The following is a 15,461-nucleotide window of genomic DNA, read 5'->3' as shown; positions in this document are numbered from 1 at the left end:
CGGGCTGCGGCGCTCCGGCCGACTCGCCCTGATCGCCGGCCCCTAGTCCGGATCGGGGTCCGGGAGCCAGCGGAGTTCGCCCGTCCCCAGCGTGATCACGGCTCGGGGCCGCATCGGTCCGGCACCCCGGCGGGAGAGCAGGGTCACCTCCTCGACCCGGGTCGACCGGCTGCCGAGCCTGGCCGCGCACTCGGCGGCGAGCTGCCTCGGATGGCGTGTCCGGCCCAGGGACAGGTGCGGGGTGAAACCCCCGCCGCGACTGCGGCAGTGCGGGAACCGCTCCTGCAGTGCCCGGTGCAGTGCGACCCACGGTGCCGCGCCGGCTGCACCCGGGTCGAGCCAGACCGTCGCGTCCTCACGGTGGTGGAAGAAATGCACCCCGGCCAGCCGGGCGTTGAACGGCGCTTGCCGGGCTGCGGCCTCGGCCAGCAGCGGGGCCGCCCGTTCGAAGTCGGACTCCGGCACGAAGCCGAACAGCAGGTTGACGTGGGGCGGCCACCGCCGGATCTGCCGATCGTGCTCCCAGCGGATGTCCTGGATCGTCGGCCAGAGTTCCGCCGGCGGGATCCACGCGACGGCTGTGCGAGCCGTCGGCGCGGTGTCGATCACACGGGCGGGCTCGGCGCGGTCGGATGCCGGCTTCACTCCCACACAGCCATGGTCCGACACGGACCGTCGATACTCGCCGGTAGGCCGACGCCCGTCCTGGAACCGTCGGCCGGGCACAGGGTGTGCAGCCCGCCCGCTGGCCCGCTGGCCCGCTGGCCCGCTGGCCCGCTGGCCCGCTGGCCCGCTGGCCCGCTGGCCCGCTGGCCCGCTGGCCCGCTCGCCCGTCCGAGCCGGATCCTGTGAGCCCGTCCACCGCGATGGCGTGCTCAGGAGCCCGGGTCCTCGGGTCCTCGGGATAGCGGGTCGGCCTGGCCCGGGAAGCCCGCCGAGGGCAGGTAGCCGCGTCCGCTCAGCGTGTGCGCCTACCTGCGGGCGCTCTCACCAAGCCTTGGCGCCGGGGCCCCGCGTGGCGCCGAAGCCGGTCTCGTGGTCCCAGACGTGCGTGCAACCCGGGCACTGGAGGTGCAGCACGCTGCCGGTGTTGGCAAGCAGGTAGCGCCAGTGGTCGCCGCAGTTGCGCCGTTCCCCGCAGGGGGCGCAGTCGCGGGCGTCGTCGCAGCTCGGACAGGCCACCCAGGCGCGGCGGCCGATGTCCGCCTGCGGATCAATCGGCAGCACGGCGCGGCCCCGCTCCGGGCGCTGCGGGCAGCACGCCGGCCGCCACGAGCTCGGCGTACACCCGCTGCTGCTCCGCGTCGAGTCCGGAGTAGAGCAGTGCGTACGCCTCTTCCTCGCCCTGCAGGACCGCCACCGGATCCCAGTCCGGTCCGAGTGCAGCCACGACCTCGGCCCGGCGGCGGGTCTCCCAGGCGGTCAGGTCGATGTCGAAGGCCGTGAGCTCGGGCGTCGGGTCGGCCGAGGGGGCGGTGTTCGAAGACATGCCCGCCATGGTTAGGCAAGGCTTACTTGCATGTCAATGTGTTCCCGGCCACGCCGCCCACCGTCGCCGGGTTCACGGAGGAAGGCGGGCGGGAGCGCTGCGAGCCGAGCCGCCGTGCTGCCCGGGAGGGGCCGAGGCACGGCGACTGCCTCGCCGCCGTCAGCTCTGCGCGGTGGGGCGTACGACGATCTCGCTCACGTCGACGTCGGCCGGCTGTTCGATGGTGAAGGCGATGGCGCGGGCGATGGCCTCGGGTGCGATGGCCATCCGGTCGCGGGCCGAGGACAGGTGGGCCCGCACCTCGGGGTTGGCGACGCTGTCGATGAAGTCGGTCCTGGTGAAGCCGGGCGAGACGATCGACACGCGCAGCGCGTCGCCGGCCTCCTGGCGCAGGCCCTCGGAGATGGCGCGCACGGCGACCTTGGTGCCGGAGTAGACGGCTTGGTTGGGCACGGTGCGGTAGGCAGCGGTGGAGACGGTGTTGACGAACTGCCCGAAGCCCTGGGTGCGGAAGACGGGCAGGGCGGCGGCGATGCCGTGGAGGACGCCCTTGATGTTGACGTCGATCATGGTGTCCCAGTCGTCGACGCGCAGGTCGTCCAGCGGGGAGACCGGGCCGACCCCGGCGTTGCTGACGAGGACGTCGAGCTTGCCGTACCGCTCGCGGGCCAGGGCGACGAGGGCGGCGAGGTCCTGCCTGCGGGTCACGTCGGTGACCATGCAGGCGGCTTCGCCGCCGGCTGCGGCGATGCGAGTGGCCAGGTCCTCCAGGCGTTCCGGTCGCCGAGCCCCCAGGACGACCTTCGCGCCCCGCTCGGCGAGCAGGAGTGCGGTTGCTTCGCCGATCCCGCTGCTGGCGCCCGTGATGGCGACGACCTTGTGCTCGATGTCCGGCATGATGTCCCTCTTCCTGGCGACGTCGGGGGCGGCGCATGCCCGTACAGTGGAAACGGAGGCGCCGCCGCTTCACCCGGAAGGCTAAGCGGAGGTGCCTCCACTTAGCAACCGGGAGAGAGCAGGAGTGCCGCGATGACCGATGAAACGCCGCGTCCGCTGAGGGCCGATGCCCGGCGGAACCGGGAGAAGATCCTCTCCGCCGCCGTGCGGGTGTTCGCCGAGCAGGGGCTGGACGCCCATCTGGAGCACATCGCCAAGCAGGCGGGCGTGGGCACCGGCACCCTCTACCGGAACTTCCCCACCCGGGAGGACCTGATCGAGGCCGCCTACCGCAACGAGCTGGCCCGGCTCTGCGACGCCGCGCCCGACCTGCTGGCAACGATGCCGCCGCGCGAGGCCCTGCGCGCCTGGATGGGCCGCTTCATCGACTACGCGTCCGCCAAGTTCGGCATGGCCGAAGCCCTTCGTGCCGTCGTCTCGGCCGGGGCCAACCCCTACGCCCGCAGCCACGAGATGATCCTGGCCGCTCTCACGTCCCTCATGGACGCCGCCGGCGACGTCGGGGTCATCCGGTCGGACATCAGCGCGGCCGACATCTTCGCGAGCCTCACCGGCGTCGCGCTCACCTCGGCAAAACCCGAACAGCGCCGACAGGCCGAACGTCTGCTCGACCTCATCATGGACGGACTGAGTGCCGGCCGTACCTGACCCGGGGCGCGGCACGTGGGTGCGGCGCACCATCGCGCAGTCGGGCAGGGTGGCCCGTCAGCGGGCGACGGGCCAGCCGATGACCTGGTCGAGCCGGAGGTCGCGAAGAACGGCGTTGTCCAGCTTTGCGCCGGTGGTGTCGGTCAGTCCGTGGGGCGGGGTGCCGGTGAGAACCCGACTGAGCCGTGCGCCGGTCAGATCCGCACCCCGGAGGTCGGCACCGGTCAGATCGCAGCCTGCCAGCGTGACCCCCCTCATGGAGGCCCCGCGCAGATCGGCCCCGTGAAGATCGCACAGCTTGAAGTGACAGCCGTCGAGGGTGGCTTGACGCAGATCCGTGCCACGGAACGAGCAACGCGTGAACCACAACTGCGGCAAGCGCACCGACGTGAGGTCACCGCCGTCGAAGGACGCCCAGCGGAGAGTCGCGTGCCGACTGCGGGACGCGAGGTCGTCCTTCACCTTCGCCGCTCGGTCCATGGCAGACATCGTGCCAGCTCCGGAGGGCGGCTGTCGTCACCTGGCGGTGAGCCCGTGGCGGAACCGGCCTGCGTCGTATGGACCCGCGTGGGCGTGAAGTGGCGTCCGGGTGCACCGCAGTCCGGGGGAGGGCCGCTCACGAGGGGGTGACGTGTCGCGGACGTGCGGAGGTGCGGGCGCGCGGAGGTGTGGACGTGCGGAGGTGCGGGCGCGCGGAGGTGTGGACGTGCGGAGGTGTGGACGTGCGGAGGTGTGGACGTGCGGAGGTGCGGGCGCGCGGAGGTGCGGGCGCGCGGAGGTGTGGACGTGCGGGCCCAGGAGCCTCAGCCCGAAGGCAGCACCGAGGAGTGGTGGTTGATGATCAGCCAGGTGCCTCCGCGCAGCTCGTAGACGAAGGTGTAGCGCGCGTTGACCTTGGTCGTGCTGCCGTCCTTGTTGGTCAGCGTGAACTGGTAGAGGCCGGTGTCGACGGCATTGGCGCGGTCCAGGATGTTGATGAACCGTTCCTGGATGGTGCCGACGGGCTTGCTCTCCAGGAAGTGCTTGAAGTAGTCGACTATCCCGGCCCGGGTGCTGCGGACCTCGGCGGAGACGGTCGGCAGCAGTACGGCGTCAGGGGCGTAGAGGTCCGCGACACGGTTCGCGTCGCCGGTGGCCAGAGCCGCGTTCCACCGGTCGAACAGGGCCTTGATCTGTCCTTTGGTGGGAAGTTGGGCGGCGGTGCTCGCGGCGCCACCGCGACTGGTGGAGAGCTGGGGGTTCCCGGTCGCGTACGCCGTTCCGGTTCCGGCGAACAGGACAGCGGCGGTGGCGACAGCGGCCCCGGCCGAGTACGTGCGCCTCATGGAGTACCTCCTGGCGCTGTCGGTGGTCGAACTGAGGGATAATTCCAGCTTCCCCCAGGCACGGGCGATCCGGCATGTCGAAGCGGTCGACAGCCGACTCTGAAGTTCCACCCGGTGGTTGGACGCCGAGCCTCCGTGACGCCGAGCCTCCGTGACGTGCGCGAGGCGGACGAGTCGGGTCACGCGGGCGTCGCCCCGGGACCGTTGTCCCGGCTGCGCCTTCCTTCCCCCGGTGGCCCGGGAACTCCTCACGGGCCGGGGGCGCCGGAGCTGCAACAGCCTCGCCCGCCTGCGTGCTCTCGCTCACCGGCACCCCCGCTGCCTCCGCCGCCCCAGCCCCCACCGCCCCCGCCTCACCGGTGAACTCCCGTTCGGAAGAGCGGACTTCACCCCCGTGGGGGAGCGCCACGACGTACGCGGACACCGCCCCGGCCGCCGCACGGGCCGTCGGCGGTCATGCGGTCACCTTGGCGAGGAACGCGGCGACGTTCGCCACGGTCCGCTGGATCTTCTCCTCCAGGGTGAGCGACTCCTGGAGCCGTGCGCCGACCCCCGCGTCCTTCGTGCCCCGCACGTACAGCGAGCAGGCGAGGTCGCTGCAGATGTAGGTGCCGACCGAGTTGCCCTGCCGCCCGGCGGCCCCCGCCTTCGGCGCGACCATCAGGGAGACGCCGCCGGTGTGGGCGGTCAGGCACATCGAGCACATGCTGCGCCGCATCTGCCAGGAGGCGGGGCTGGGGCAGCGCAGTGCGAGGGCCTGCGGGCTGCCGTCCAGCACGGTGACGAGGTAGGCGCGGTCGTACGCCTGCGGATCGCGCCAGCCGAGGAAGTCCAGGTCGTCCCAGGGGCGGTCGGCCAGGTCGCGTGGCACGGACAGGCGCTTGGCCTCGCCCTTGGTGCAGTTCACGAACGCGGCACGGATCTCTTGTTCGGTCAGCGGCTTCATGAACGGTAGGCTAATTTGCCTAAAGGTCTTAGGCAAATGCATAATCGGCTCTATCAAACGGGAGGATGGGTATGGCACGCGCGGGACTGACCACGGAACGCCTGACCCAGGCCGGGGCGGAGCTGGCCGACGAGGTCGGCTTCGACCAGGTGACCGTCTCCGAGCTCGCCAGACGGTTCGACGTCAAGGTCGCGAGCCTGTACTCGCACCTGAAGAACTCCCAGGACCTCAGAACCAGGATCGCCCTGCTCGCCCTGGAGGAACTCGCCGACCGGGCGGCGGACGCCCTGGCCGGCCGGGCCGGCAAGGACGCTCTGACCGCCCTCGCGAACGTCTACCGCGACTACGCCCGCGAGCATCCGGGACGCTACGCCGCGACCCAGCTCAGGCTCGACCCCGAGACGGCGGCCGCCAGCGCCGGCGGCAGGCACGCGCAGATGACACGGGCGATCCTGCGCGGCTACGACCTGACGGAGCCGGACCAGACCCATGCGGTCCGGCTGCTGGGCAGCGTCTTCCACGGCTACGTGACCCTGGAGCTGGGGGGAGGGTTCAGCCACAGCGCCCCCGACACCCAGGAGACCTGGTCGCGGACCATGGACGCCCTCGACGCCCTGCTGCGGAACTGGCCCGCGCCCTGACTCCCGCCCACACCCGCCGCGGGTCGTCGACCGTGCGCCGCGGCGACGAGCCGGAGCAATCCGGAAAATCCGATCGGCAGGCTGACACGATGCACACCCAGTACGACTGGATCACCACACCCATCACCCCGGACCTCCTGCGCGGCGCCCTCGACCTGGAGCGCACCGCGCATGGGCTGCTGCCGCACCGGCTGCCCGCCGGGGCCCGCGCCCAGTGCACCGACGGACAACTCGCGATGGCGGAAGCCCAGCCCTCCGGCGTACGGCTGGTCCTCCGGACCAGGGCCACCGCCGTCGAGCTGGACACGCTCCCCACCAAGCGGGTCTACCCGGGCGCCCCGCCGCGCCCGGACGGCGTGTACGACCTGCTCGTCGACGGCCGCCTGGCCGCCCAGGCCGGGGTGACCGGCGGCAACACCCTGACCATCGACATGACCACCGGGACCGCCGAGCACAGGCCCGGCCCGACCGGAACCCTCCGCTTCACCGGCCTGCCCGACGGCGTCAAGGACGTCGAGATCTGGCTGCCGCACAACGAGACCACCGAACTCGTCGCCCTGCGCACCGACGCCCCCGTCGAGCCCGCACCGGACCGGGGCCGCAGGGTGTGGCTGCACCACGGCAGTTCGATCAGCCACGGCTCCGACGCCGCCAGCCCCAGCACCACCTGGCCCGCACTCGCCGCCTCCCGCGGTGGCGTGGAACTGATCAACCTGGGCCTCGGCGGCAGCGCCCTGCTCGACCCGTTCACCGCCCGTGCCCTGCGGGACACCCCCGCCGACCTGATCAGCGTCAAGATCGGCATCAACCTGGTCAACACCGACCTGATGCGTCTGCGCGCCTTCGGCCCCGCCGTGCACGGCTTCCTCGACACCATCCGCGACGGCCACCCCGCCACACCGCTGCTGGTCGTCTCGCCCATCCTGTGCCCCATCCACGAGGACACGCCCGGCCCCAGCGCCCCGGACCTGACCGCCCTCAGCGCCGGACGACTGCGGTTCCGGGCCGTGGGCGACCCGGCGGAGCGCGCGAGCGGGAAACTGACCCTGAACGTCATCCGGGACGAACTGGCCCGGATCGTGGCGCAGCGCGCGGCCGAGGACCCGAACCTGCACTACCTCGACGGCCGGGACCTCTACGGGCAGGCCGACTCCGCCGGACTGCCGCTGCCCGACGACCTCCACCCGGACGCCGCCACCCACCGCCGCATCGGCGAACGCTTCGCCGACCTGGCCTTCGCAGCCGGTGGCCCCTTCACCGCCGACGGCCCCCGCACGGGTCGCGGCGCCTGACCTTCGCCCTCGGAATCCGCCCCACCCGCCCGCACCGCCGGGCGGCCCCGTCCCTCCTGCCGAGGGCCTCCGTTCCCAACCGGTCATGCCCTGGGCGGCAGGGCGCCTTTCCCCGCCCCGGGCATGACCGGGAGGCGATCGGGGGTGGCGGACCCCGCGAGATCCCGCCGGCCTTGCGGTCGGTCCGGTGGGGCCCGACGGCCTCTCCACCGATCGTCAGCCGACGTCACCCGTCCGGCGGACACGAAACCCGCATTTGGTATCGGTACGAATCGATAGGCTGGGCGCCCTACGGAGCTCGGGTGCCGCGTCCCTCCACGGGGTCCGCGAGAGCCGCTCACGGCTCGGCCGACGGCAACGACAACGGTGCACCGTCCACGGGCCGATGCGTGCGCGGGCGCCGTACAGAAACGTCCCGACAAAAGAGTGGGGCCACGTGTCCGACACCCAGGCTTTTGACGTCATCATCGTCGGCTCCGGGGCCGCCGGTGGAATGGCGGCGCACGAGCTCTCCTCGGCAGGTCTCAGGGTCCTGATGCTGGAGGCCGGCCGGGACTACGACCCCGGTACCGAGACGCCGATGTTCCAGACCCAGGAGGCCGCGCCGCTACGGGGGGCCGTGACGGTGGACAAGCCGGGCGGCTTCTACGACGCCACGGTCGACGGCGGCCCGGAGATCAGCGGTGAGCCCTATACCCAGGCGGCCGGCTCGGACGCGTTCAGCTGGTGGCGGCCTCGGATGCTCGGGGGCCGTACCAACCACTGGGGCCGGGTGGCGCTGCGCTACGGCCCCTACGACTTCAAGCCGAGGACGCGTGACGGCCTGGGCTTCGACTGGCCGATCGAGTACAGCGATCTGGCCCCCTGGTACGACAGGGTCGAACGTCTCATCGGCGTCACCGGCCTGCCGCACGGGATCGAGAACGCGCCCGACGCGCCGCCGGGTGTGCAGCTCCCGCCGCCGCCTCCGCGCGCCCACGAGATCGTCCTCGCCCGGGCGTTCGAGAGCATGGGCATGCAGGTGGCGGCGATCCACGCGGCCATTCTCACCAAGCCGCTGAACGGCCGTGCGGCGTGCCTGTACGCGACGCAGTGCACCCGCGGCTGCTCGAGCCGCTCGAACTTCCAGAGCACGACCGTCCTCATCCCGCCCGCCCGCGCCACCGGGAACCTCTCCGTCATGTGCAACGCCATGGTGTCGCGGGTCGACGTCGACGCGTCCGGGCGGGCGACCGGCGTCAGCTTCAACGACCGCGCGACCGGCGCCGAGTACTCGGTCAGGGGAAGGGTGGTGGCGCTCGCGGCGGGAACCTGCTCGTCGGTGCGCATCCTGCTCAATTCGAGAAGTGCCGCCTTCCCCAACGGAATCGGCAACAGCAGCGGACTCGTCGGCAAGTACCTGATGGACTCGGTCGAGTTCTCGCGGTCGTCGCGGATTCCGCTGCTCGAGAAGGTGCCGCCGCAGAACGACGACGGCATCTTCGCGCCGCACGTCTACGTGCCGTGGTGGCTCCTGGCCGACCAGGCCGCCGGACACCTCGAGTTCCCGCGCGGGTACCACATCGAGCCGCGGGGCGGGCGCCGGATGCCCACCACGGGCGTCGGCGGTTTCGTGGATTCCGGCAGCGCGACCTACGGCGACGCCCTGCGCGAGGAGGTCCGACGGAAGTACGGCACCTTCGTCACCCTCATCGGCGAGGGCGAGATGATCCCGAACGAGGATTCCTTCTGCGATCTCGACCCCACGACCAAGGACAAGTGGGGCGTACCGGTCCTGCGTTTCCACTGGAAATGGGGTGACTCGGAGATCCGGCAGGCCATGCACATGCAGGCCACCTTTAACGAGGTGTTCCGTCGGCTCGGCGGCGCGCCGGACAACACTCCGTTCGCGATGCCGCAGCCCGGCGGGGCGGTGCACGAGGTCGGCGGCGCACGCATGGGGACGTCGCCGGAGAACTCCGTGATCGACGCCCACAACCAGTGCTGGGACGTCAAGAACGTCTTCGTCCTCGACGGAGCCGCGTTCGTGTCGAGCGCGGACAAGAACCCCACGCTCACGATCCTGGCCCTGGCCGCCCGGAGTTCGAACCGCATCCTCGAACTGCTGCGGAGCGGCGGACTCTGACTCTCCCGAGCAGCACGATCACGTGGAAGGGACGGCCCGGTGCCGGACGGTCAGGAACGAGAGGGAGCGATGGAGCAGCACAGTCTTGCCGGAAGCGACGCCCAGGTGCAGGGCTACGGCACCGATCCCAACCTCGTGACACCGCGCACGCCCTGGCCGCGCACGCTCTCGGAGCACGAACGCGCACTCGTCGCGGCCCTCGGCGACCTCGTTCTGCCGGGCACCGCCGAGTATCCGGCCCCCAGCGCGATGGGAATCGTCGACTTCTTCGACGACTGGGTGAGCGCCCCCTACGTGTCACAGCAGCAGCACCGGACCGTCATCACGGCTGGCCTCGCGATGGTCGACGCGGAGGCCGTTCGCCAGTTCGGGGCCGGGTTCCTGGAGCTGGACGCCCCCCGGCAGCGCCGGATCATCGACCAGATCGCGTCGCCCACCGCGGCGGACAGAAGCTTCTTCACCAGGTTCCGATCCATGCTGCTCAACGGCTATTTCACCTCCGACGTCGGATTCAAGGCGATCGGCTACATCGGGAACGTGCCGTTGCAGAGCTTCCCGAGTGTCACTCCCGAGGTCAAGAGCATCATCGACGACGAGCTCCGGAAGCTCGGTCTGTAGTGTCCAACCGACTACCGCAGGGATATTGCACATGAAGACGGTCAGGGAATATGTCGAAGCGGAAACCCTGTCACTGGACGACCTCAAAGGGGCGTTGCAGCTGGCGATGCGCCTTGAATTTGCGACGATCCCGCCGTACCTGTGCGCGCAGTGGTCCGTCAAGAACGACCCCGACCGCACCGAGGGAGTGCTGCACGGAATCGTCAGCCAGGAGATGCAGCACTTCGCCCTGGCCGGAAACCTCCTGACCGCGATCGGCGGTCTGCCGTCGATCGCGAACGCGGCCTTCCTGCCCGCCTACCCGATCAGCGAGCTGCCGGGAGGAATTCCGCAGAAGCTGCCGGTCGACCTCAAGCCGTTGACCAAGGACCAGCTCGCGGTGTTCATGCAGATCGAGTATCCGGAATTCCCTCCCATCGCACTCGCGGTGGAGCAGCGGCCCGCAACGATCGGCGCCTTCTACGACACGATCAGCGCAGCGTTCAAATCGCTCGATCCCGTGATCGTCCAGAACGCCCACGCGGTGGATGTCCCCTTCGCGAACCCGATCAGAAGTGTCACCGACGCAATCGACACGATCGAACGGATCAAGAGCGAAGGAGAAGGATCCCAGGGATCTCCGGACCAGCCGTCGGGGGAGGGCGGCGGACACGCGCACTACTACCTGTTCAAGGAGCTGTTCGTCCAGAAGCGACTGGTCAAGGTCGGCGACCAATGGAGTTTCAGCGGAGACCCCGTCGCACTGCCGGAGGTGTACGAGTTCGCGTCCTCCTCCGCCCAGCCGAGCCCGTCGGTCGAGTTCAGCCGCACCCTGACGAGGCTGCTGATCCATCTGGAGGCGTGCTGGACGGCGGGCGACCCCGTTGACGTGGCGACGATGTTCCAGCTCAAGATCGCCGGACAGGACCTGATCAAACAGGGGATCCGTCCGGAGTTCCGGTGGGACGGCGGGGCGCTCTGAACCACAGCGGTGCCCCGACTCCCCCGGGGGGAAGCTGTTTCCTCGGGAACACGCTTCCCCGCCGGGGTCGTCAGTGGCCGACGGCCGGGACGCAGCCACCGTCCGCGATGAAGCCGGTGATCTCGGCGGCGGCCCGGGGGCCGGCGATGTCGCCGTGCAGGCAGCCGTTCGCCAGCTCCACCACCACCGTCGCATTCACGGGGTCGTTCGGATCGAAGGCCGTCACCGTCACGGCGAACGGCTTGACGCCCGTGGCCGTCGCCACGGCCGCGCGCAGCCGCGTTTCGTCGATCGGCTTGCCGGCCAGCTGTTCAAGTGCGGCCGTCAGGGCCTGGACCCGGGGCTGGGCCGCGGCCTGGACTCCCGTTGCGAGCGGCATCACGCGGGCGTAGGCGTGGTTCTCCGCGAACCGCTGCTCCTGGCTGTAGCTGATGCAGGGCCCCGGCGTCGTGGCACCCTGGGCCTCGGGCGGTGGGCAGAAGCCCTCGGGCGTCGGACTCGCCGATGCGGCGGGCGTGTTCTCCGGTGCGGCTGAGCCGTCAGTTGCCGGCAGGTCGCCGCAGCCGGCCAGTGCGGCGGCCAGCAGCAGTACGGCGCATCCCTTGAGCAGTCCTGTGGAACTCACCTGATCATCGTCTTGCGACGGACCGTCACTTGCTGCTGCATCGGTTCCATCGTGACCGGAACGTTGCGCCCGCCTCCGCCGCTGGTCCTCGGACCGGAGCGGTCGGCGTCCGAGCGCTCAGCCGTGTCGTCGCCTGCGGCCGGGCGCGGCCGTCCGGGCGGTGGTGCGCAGCCCCACCAGGGCGAGGACCAGCAGCACGCCTTCGACGGCGAGGCTGATCAGACCGAGCGGCTCGGTCCAGTTGCCGCGGTCGTCGTCGTAGCCGGGCAGGCCGGGGCCGCGGGAGAGGAGGTAACCGAGCAGGGGCCCGAGCGCGACCGCGGCGGCGAGCAGCCAGGTCAGGGCGGACTGCCGGCGCCGGGCGACACCGGTGAGCAGCAGGGCCGCGCAGAGCACGCCCGCAGCCTCCAGCAGGTAGTACCCGGTCGCCATGTAGCCGGGGGTCTTGTCGCCCGGGAACCCGCCCTGGTCCTGGACGTGGATCCAGGACACGGCCAGGCACAGGGCGGCGGCCGCCAGGCTCAGCTCCGTCTGCCCGGCGCGGGGAGCGGTCGATCTGGACACGGGCCTGCCTCTCTCCTGGTCCCCGTCGGGGTGGGGCGAGGGGGACGAGGGTGCCCCCGGGCCTGCCTGACGGGCGTGGGCCGTGGCCGTGCGGTCAGCCGCGGTGACCTGAGCCCATTCTTGCTCGACGTGTCGGCGCCCGGTGCGACCTTCGGCTGGTGTCGGCCGGGATCCGGATGGTGCAGCCGCCGATGTCGACGCGGACACCGGGGGCGTCGGCGGCGCTGCAGCCGCCGGGGTCGACGAGGAAGGCGCGGTGGACGCAGGCGCCCCCGATCGGACTGCGGCCCTGGCACGGCGTCACGGGACCGGTGAGTGAGCGGGCGCCGAGTGCCGGCTCATTGTGGCCGAAGCCGAGGAGTGAACCCTCGAGCGGGATGGGTAGCGTTCGACGTGCGTGGGTGCGTGACGGCCTCCGACGCGGGGCGAGGAGGGGACAGTGAGCGGGATAGTGATCCATCTGCCGCAGGGGAGCGGTGTCGGCGGCGCACCGTGCGGTGACGCGGTGACGTTGCGGCTCGGCCCGGGGGAGGTGGCGCGATTCGGGCGGGGCTCTGCGACGACCCCGGTCGAACTCCGGCTCGACGATGCGGCGATCTCCCGGCTGGCGGGGGAGATCCGGGTGACCGACGACCACTGGCAGCTCAGCAACCACAGTGCGACCCAGAGCTATCTGGTGGAGAACCCGGAGGGGGCGGGGGAGTACCTGAGGGTGCCGCCACGACGGGCCGGAGCACCCATTCCCTTCGAGTTCTCCCGCGTTGTGCTGCCCACCCGCCGCAACACCGCGGTCGCCTTCCAGGTGTTCGCGCCCGACCACGTCTACCTGGACCCGGACTGCACGGGCGGGCAGTGGGGGAACCGCACCGTCACCGCGTACTCCCTGGACGAGACGGCCACGTACTTCCTGGTGCTGGTCGCGCTCTGCGAACCGCGGCTGCGTGACGAGTCGCCGGTCGCGGTGCCGACCACTCCCGAGATCGTCGAACGGCTCAGGGGCCACGCCGCCTGCGGCCGGCTGACGGCCCGGGCGGTCAGCTCGCACATCGACTACCTCGCCGAGGAGAAGACACGGGTCACTGTCCCGGTCGAGTACGACGAGCCCCGCAGGGGTGCCCGTCGCAACGGCAAACGGGAGGCGATCGTCGGACTCGCACTGCGGTTCGGGCTCGTGCGGGAGGAGCATCTCGCGCTGCTGCCGCCCAGAACCGGAGCGGGTGCCGGCACACGGGAGACGGAGCGATGAGGCGTGGACCTTCGGGAAGCGGCGGCGGGGACCGCTGTGGCCGGCGGACCGGGGGAGGGGACGGTGCCCGGCCCGGTCGACACATCGGGAACTGACCGCACGGAACTGCTCCCGCGTGGCTACCGGGTCGGCTGTTGGGAGGTCACCGAGCCTATCGCGAGCGGTGGTTGGGCCACGGTCTACGCGGGCCGGCGGGCCGACGACGGCGCGGGCGGCTCGGGGCAGGAGGAAGTCGCGCTCAAGTTCCTGCCGACCGCCGGGCTCGCGCCGCGCCAGGCCCGCAAGGTCGCCGAAACCGCCCGGCGCGAGGTCGAACTCGGCCGCCGGGCCGGCCACCCCAGGCTGATCCGCCTGCTGGACTCCTTCGTGCTCAGCGAACCCGACCAGCCGTTCCTGGACGGGGCGATCGTGCTGGTGATGGAGCGGGCCGAGTGCAGTCTGCGGAACCTGCTCGATGCCAAGGTCGCCGATGCCGAAGTCGCCGATGCCGCAGCCGCCTGTGCCGGAGTCACCGAGGCCGAAGGCGCACGGCTGATCGCCGAGGTCTGCGAGGGCCTGGCACATCTGCACCGCGCGGGCTGGGTGCACGGTGACCTCAAGCCGGACAACGCCCTGGTCATGGCGGACGGTTCGGTCAAGCTCTCGGACTTCGGGCTCGCCACGGAACTGACCGGTACCCACGGCACCCACGGGTACGCGCCCCCGATGGGCACCTTCGACTACCTCCCGCCCGAGCGCTGGAAGGCCCCGCTCGGCGAGCAGGGCGTGCAGGTCCGGCCGAGCGCCGACATCTGGGCCCTCGGCATCATGATCCACGAGGTGTTCGCGTCCGGCGCCCCGCCGTTTCCCGGTGCGACGCCGATGGCGCGGAGTGCCGCGGCCCAGGAGTACGCCGACGGGCGCGCACGGCTGCGCATGGACAACGCGGTACCGCCGTTCTGGCGTGCGCTGGCCGCCGACTGCCTGGCCCCGACCCACGCCGCGCGCGCCGTGCACACCGCCGAGAGCCTGCTGGCACGCATCACCGCCGCGCGGGGTACGGCGACGGAGCCCGCCGGGGAGGCCGGGCCGGCCATTGCCGGTGGTGCGGCCCTGCCTCCGGCGGCCCGTAGGCGGCGCAGGACCCGCGCCGCTCTCGTGGCCGTCGTGATGTGCGGGGCCGCGGCGGCGAGTTGGTCGTACGCCGTGCGCGACGGCGGGGCCGCCCCGTCGGACGGTTCCGGCGCGCCGGCCGCGACGGCATCGGCCGGTCCGGTGGCCGATCCCGCAGGCCGGATCCGGGTGTTCAACGCCGAGCAGCGCTGCAGAGTCCGTACGGATCCGGACGCGGACCCGCAGTGCAGTCTCGGCCTGGCGATCGATCCCCTGCAGCCCTACACCATCGACAACGTGGTACCGACCCGGGTGTGGCACGGTGACGTCCTCGCCGTCGACTGCCAGCTCCCCCAAGGGATGCCCATCATCGACGAGGTGGGTGCGGAGTCCACCCAGTGGTTCCGCGTGCGTCTCCCGCCGGGCTCCGCACGGTCCACCGCCTGGCTGCCCGCCGTGCGCACGAAGGACCGTCCCGCGCTCCCCCGGTGCCCGAGCCCCACGCCCGTACGGTGAACCGGGATCGTCGAGCGCTGTCACTCCGGATCGTTCCGGATGCCCGGCCCGGCGTCCCACGGCTACCTTTTGGGCCGTCGGTCCACGGACCGTGCTCACACCTGACACGGCCGGACGATCCCGCGCAGGCGCCCGCGGGCCCAAGGGCCGCCGTCAGTTCTTCGAACAGGGGATGTTCCCGTGGTCGCCGCGGACCGGCGCACACGTGGTCCACGGGGCGATCCACCAGGCGTTCCACGCCTCGGGCCACGAGCGTACGGTGGGCCACTCCGTCGACGACGAGGTGGGCGGCGCGGGCGGCGAGGCCCGGCGTTGCCGGCACGCCGCAGTCCTCCGGGACCCCGACAATGGCACCTGGAACACCGTCGACTGACGAGCCGTGACGCACTTCCGACCAGGAGAACCAGGAGAAGAGG

The 15,461-nt window shown here is 71.5% G+C and carries 18 protein-coding genes; 9 read left to right on the top strand and 9 right to left on the bottom strand.

Translation table 11 applies throughout. The features are described from left to right. Positions 1-42: 42 nt before the first annotated feature. The 4 genes from ACFC1R_RS06335 to ACFC1R_RS06320 all read right to left on the bottom strand — a co-directional run bounded on the left by ACFC1R_RS06335 (position 43) and on the right by ACFC1R_RS06320 (position 2,386). Positions 43-651: a 2'-5' RNA ligase family protein gene (locus ACFC1R_RS06335; RefSeq protein ID WP_375933597.1), complete on the bottom strand. Its 609-nt coding sequence runs from the start codon at positions 649-651 to the stop codon at positions 43-45. A 336-nt stretch (positions 652-987) separates the two neighbouring features. Then, on the bottom strand, positions 988-1,227 hold the full coding sequence (locus tag ACFC1R_RS06330; protein WP_375933595.1) for a hypothetical protein: 240 nt from the start codon (positions 1,225-1,227) through the stop codon (positions 988-990). Further along, a complete protein-coding gene (locus ACFC1R_RS06325) occupies positions 1,214-1,489 on the bottom strand; it encodes a DUF6400 family protein (protein WP_375933592.1) in 276 nt (91 codons plus the stop codon). Before ACFC1R_RS06325 ends, ACFC1R_RS06330 begins: the two co-directional genes overlap by 14 nt. 159 nt (positions 1,490-1,648) lie before the next feature. Then, entirely contained in the window at positions 1,649-2,386 is a 738-nt protein-coding gene (locus ACFC1R_RS06320; RefSeq protein ID WP_375933590.1) for an SDR family oxidoreductase, read from the bottom strand. A 132-nt stretch (positions 2,387-2,518) separates the two neighbouring features. On the opposite strand from ACFC1R_RS06320, the gene ACFC1R_RS06315 reads away from it, so the two are divergent. Beyond that, the gene (locus ACFC1R_RS06315) at positions 2,519-3,094 is read left to right on the top strand and encodes a TetR/AcrR family transcriptional regulator (protein WP_375933587.1); all 576 of its coding nucleotides are present in this window, start codon (positions 2,519-2,521) and stop codon (positions 3,092-3,094) included. 57 nt (positions 3,095-3,151) lie between these two features. On the opposite strand, the gene ACFC1R_RS06310 is transcribed toward ACFC1R_RS06315, so the two are convergent. The 3 genes from ACFC1R_RS06310 to ACFC1R_RS06300 form a co-directional block, all read right to left on the bottom strand. Beyond that, positions 3,152-3,574, bottom strand: coding sequence for a pentapeptide repeat-containing protein (locus ACFC1R_RS06310; protein ID WP_375933584.1), 423 nt, complete (start codon positions 3,572-3,574; stop codon positions 3,152-3,154). 323 nt (positions 3,575-3,897) lie between these two features. Then, positions 3,898-4,419 (bottom strand): SgcJ/EcaC family oxidoreductase, encoded by a 522-nt coding sequence (locus ACFC1R_RS06305; protein ID WP_375933581.1) that lies wholly within the window; start codon positions 4,417-4,419, stop codon positions 3,898-3,900. A gap of 454 nt (positions 4,420-4,873) precedes the next feature. Further along, the gene (locus ACFC1R_RS06300) at positions 4,874-5,365 is read right to left on the bottom strand and encodes an FBP domain-containing protein (RefSeq protein WP_375933578.1); all 492 of its coding nucleotides are present in this window, start codon (positions 5,363-5,365) and stop codon (positions 4,874-4,876) included. Positions 5,366-5,436: 71 nt separating this feature from the next. On the opposite strand from ACFC1R_RS06300, the gene ACFC1R_RS06295 reads away from it, so the two are divergent. From ACFC1R_RS06295 to ACFC1R_RS06275, 5 genes are all read left to right on the top strand, one after another. Next, positions 5,437-6,006 (top strand): TetR/AcrR family transcriptional regulator, encoded by a 570-nt coding sequence (locus ACFC1R_RS06295; protein WP_375933576.1) that lies wholly within the window; start codon positions 5,437-5,439, stop codon positions 6,004-6,006. A gap of 89 nt (positions 6,007-6,095) precedes the next feature. Further along, positions 6,096-7,298: a GDSL-type esterase/lipase family protein gene (locus tag ACFC1R_RS06290; protein ID WP_375933573.1), complete on the top strand. Its 1,203-nt coding sequence runs from the start codon at positions 6,096-6,098 to the stop codon at positions 7,296-7,298. A 436-nt stretch (positions 7,299-7,734) separates the two neighbouring features. After that, on the top strand, positions 7,735-9,423 hold the full coding sequence (locus tag ACFC1R_RS06285) for a GMC oxidoreductase (protein WP_375933571.1): 1,689 nt from the start codon (positions 7,735-7,737) through the stop codon (positions 9,421-9,423). A gap of 69 nt (positions 9,424-9,492) precedes the next feature. Further along, positions 9,493-10,041 carry a gluconate 2-dehydrogenase subunit 3 family protein gene (locus tag ACFC1R_RS06280; RefSeq protein ID WP_375933568.1) on the top strand — a complete coding sequence of 183 codons (549 nt, stop codon included), beginning with the start codon at positions 9,493-9,495 and terminating at the stop codon, positions 10,039-10,041. A 31-nt stretch (positions 10,042-10,072) separates the two neighbouring features. Then, positions 10,073-11,002: a ferritin-like protein gene (locus ACFC1R_RS06275; protein WP_375933565.1), complete on the top strand. Its 930-nt coding sequence runs from the start codon at positions 10,073-10,075 to the stop codon at positions 11,000-11,002. A 70-nt stretch (positions 11,003-11,072) separates the two neighbouring features. On the opposite strand, the gene ACFC1R_RS06270 is transcribed toward ACFC1R_RS06275, so the two are convergent. Both ACFC1R_RS06270 and ACFC1R_RS06265 read right to left on the bottom strand, forming a co-directional pair. Continuing rightward, the gene (locus tag ACFC1R_RS06270) at positions 11,073-11,627 is read right to left on the bottom strand and encodes a precorrin-3B C(17)-methyltransferase (protein ID WP_375933562.1); all 555 of its coding nucleotides are present in this window, start codon (positions 11,625-11,627) and stop codon (positions 11,073-11,075) included. Between the two features lie 117 nt (positions 11,628-11,744). Further along, positions 11,745-12,191, bottom strand: coding sequence for a hypothetical protein (locus ACFC1R_RS06265; protein WP_375933559.1), 447 nt, complete (start codon positions 12,189-12,191; stop codon positions 11,745-11,747). Positions 12,192-12,630: 439 nt separating this feature from the next. On the opposite strand from ACFC1R_RS06265, the gene ACFC1R_RS06260 reads away from it, so the two are divergent. The 3 genes from ACFC1R_RS06260 (at position 12,631) to ACFC1R_RS06250 (ending at position 15,418) form a co-directional block, all read left to right on the top strand. Continuing rightward, positions 12,631-13,437 (top strand): serine/threonine protein kinase, encoded by an 807-nt coding sequence (locus ACFC1R_RS06260; RefSeq protein ID WP_375933556.1) that lies wholly within the window; start codon positions 12,631-12,633, stop codon positions 13,435-13,437. Positions 13,438-13,500: 63 nt separating this feature from the next. Next, entirely contained in the window at positions 13,501-15,045 is a 1,545-nt protein-coding gene (locus ACFC1R_RS06255; protein WP_375933962.1) for a serine/threonine-protein kinase, read from the top strand. Between the two features lie 91 nt (positions 15,046-15,136). After that, positions 15,137-15,418, top strand: a complete 282-nt coding sequence (locus ACFC1R_RS06250; protein WP_375933553.1) for a hypothetical protein — start codon at positions 15,137-15,139, stop codon at positions 15,416-15,418. Positions 15,419-15,461 lie beyond the last annotated feature (43 nt).

This window comes from Kitasatospora sp. NPDC056138 (genome assembly GCF_042264695.1).
Taxonomy (GTDB): Bacteria; Actinomycetota; Actinomycetes; order Streptomycetales; family Streptomycetaceae; genus Kitasatospora.
Note: the sequence above shows the minus strand (reverse complement) of the source record. Positions and strands in the feature narration are given on the sequence as shown.

Excerpts from the sequence above, each read along its gene's own strand:
- ACFC1R_RS06275 (WP_375933565.1), top strand. The coding sequence starts at position 10,073 with ATGAAGACGGTCAGGGAATATGTCGAAGCGGAAACCCTGTCACTGGAC.
- ACFC1R_RS06295 (WP_375933576.1), top strand. The coding sequence starts at position 5,437 with ATGGCACGCGCGGGACTGACCACGGAACGCCTGACCCAGGCCGGGGCG.
- ACFC1R_RS06325 (WP_375933592.1), bottom strand. The coding sequence starts at position 1,489 with ATGTCTTCGAACACCGCCCCCTCGGCCGACCCGACGCCCGAGCTCACG.
- ACFC1R_RS06300 (WP_375933578.1), bottom strand. The coding sequence starts at position 5,365 with ATGAAGCCGCTGACCGAACAAGAGATCCGTGCCGCGTTCGTGAACTGC.
- ACFC1R_RS06280 (WP_375933568.1), top strand. The coding sequence starts at position 9,493 with ATGGAGCAGCACAGTCTTGCCGGAAGCGACGCCCAGGTGCAGGGCTAC.
- ACFC1R_RS06305 (WP_375933581.1), bottom strand. The coding sequence starts at position 4,419 with ATGAGGCGCACGTACTCGGCCGGGGCCGCTGTCGCCACCGCCGCTGTC.
- ACFC1R_RS06310 (WP_375933584.1), bottom strand. The coding sequence starts at position 3,574 with ATGGACCGAGCGGCGAAGGTGAAGGACGACCTCGCGTCCCGCAGTCGG.
- ACFC1R_RS06290 (WP_375933573.1), top strand. The coding sequence starts at position 6,096 with ATGCACACCCAGTACGACTGGATCACCACACCCATCACCCCGGACCTC.
- ACFC1R_RS06315 (WP_375933587.1), top strand. The coding sequence starts at position 2,519 with ATGACCGATGAAACGCCGCGTCCGCTGAGGGCCGATGCCCGGCGGAAC.
- ACFC1R_RS06320 (WP_375933590.1), bottom strand. The coding sequence starts at position 2,386 with ATGCCGGACATCGAGCACAAGGTCGTCGCCATCACGGGCGCCAGCAGC.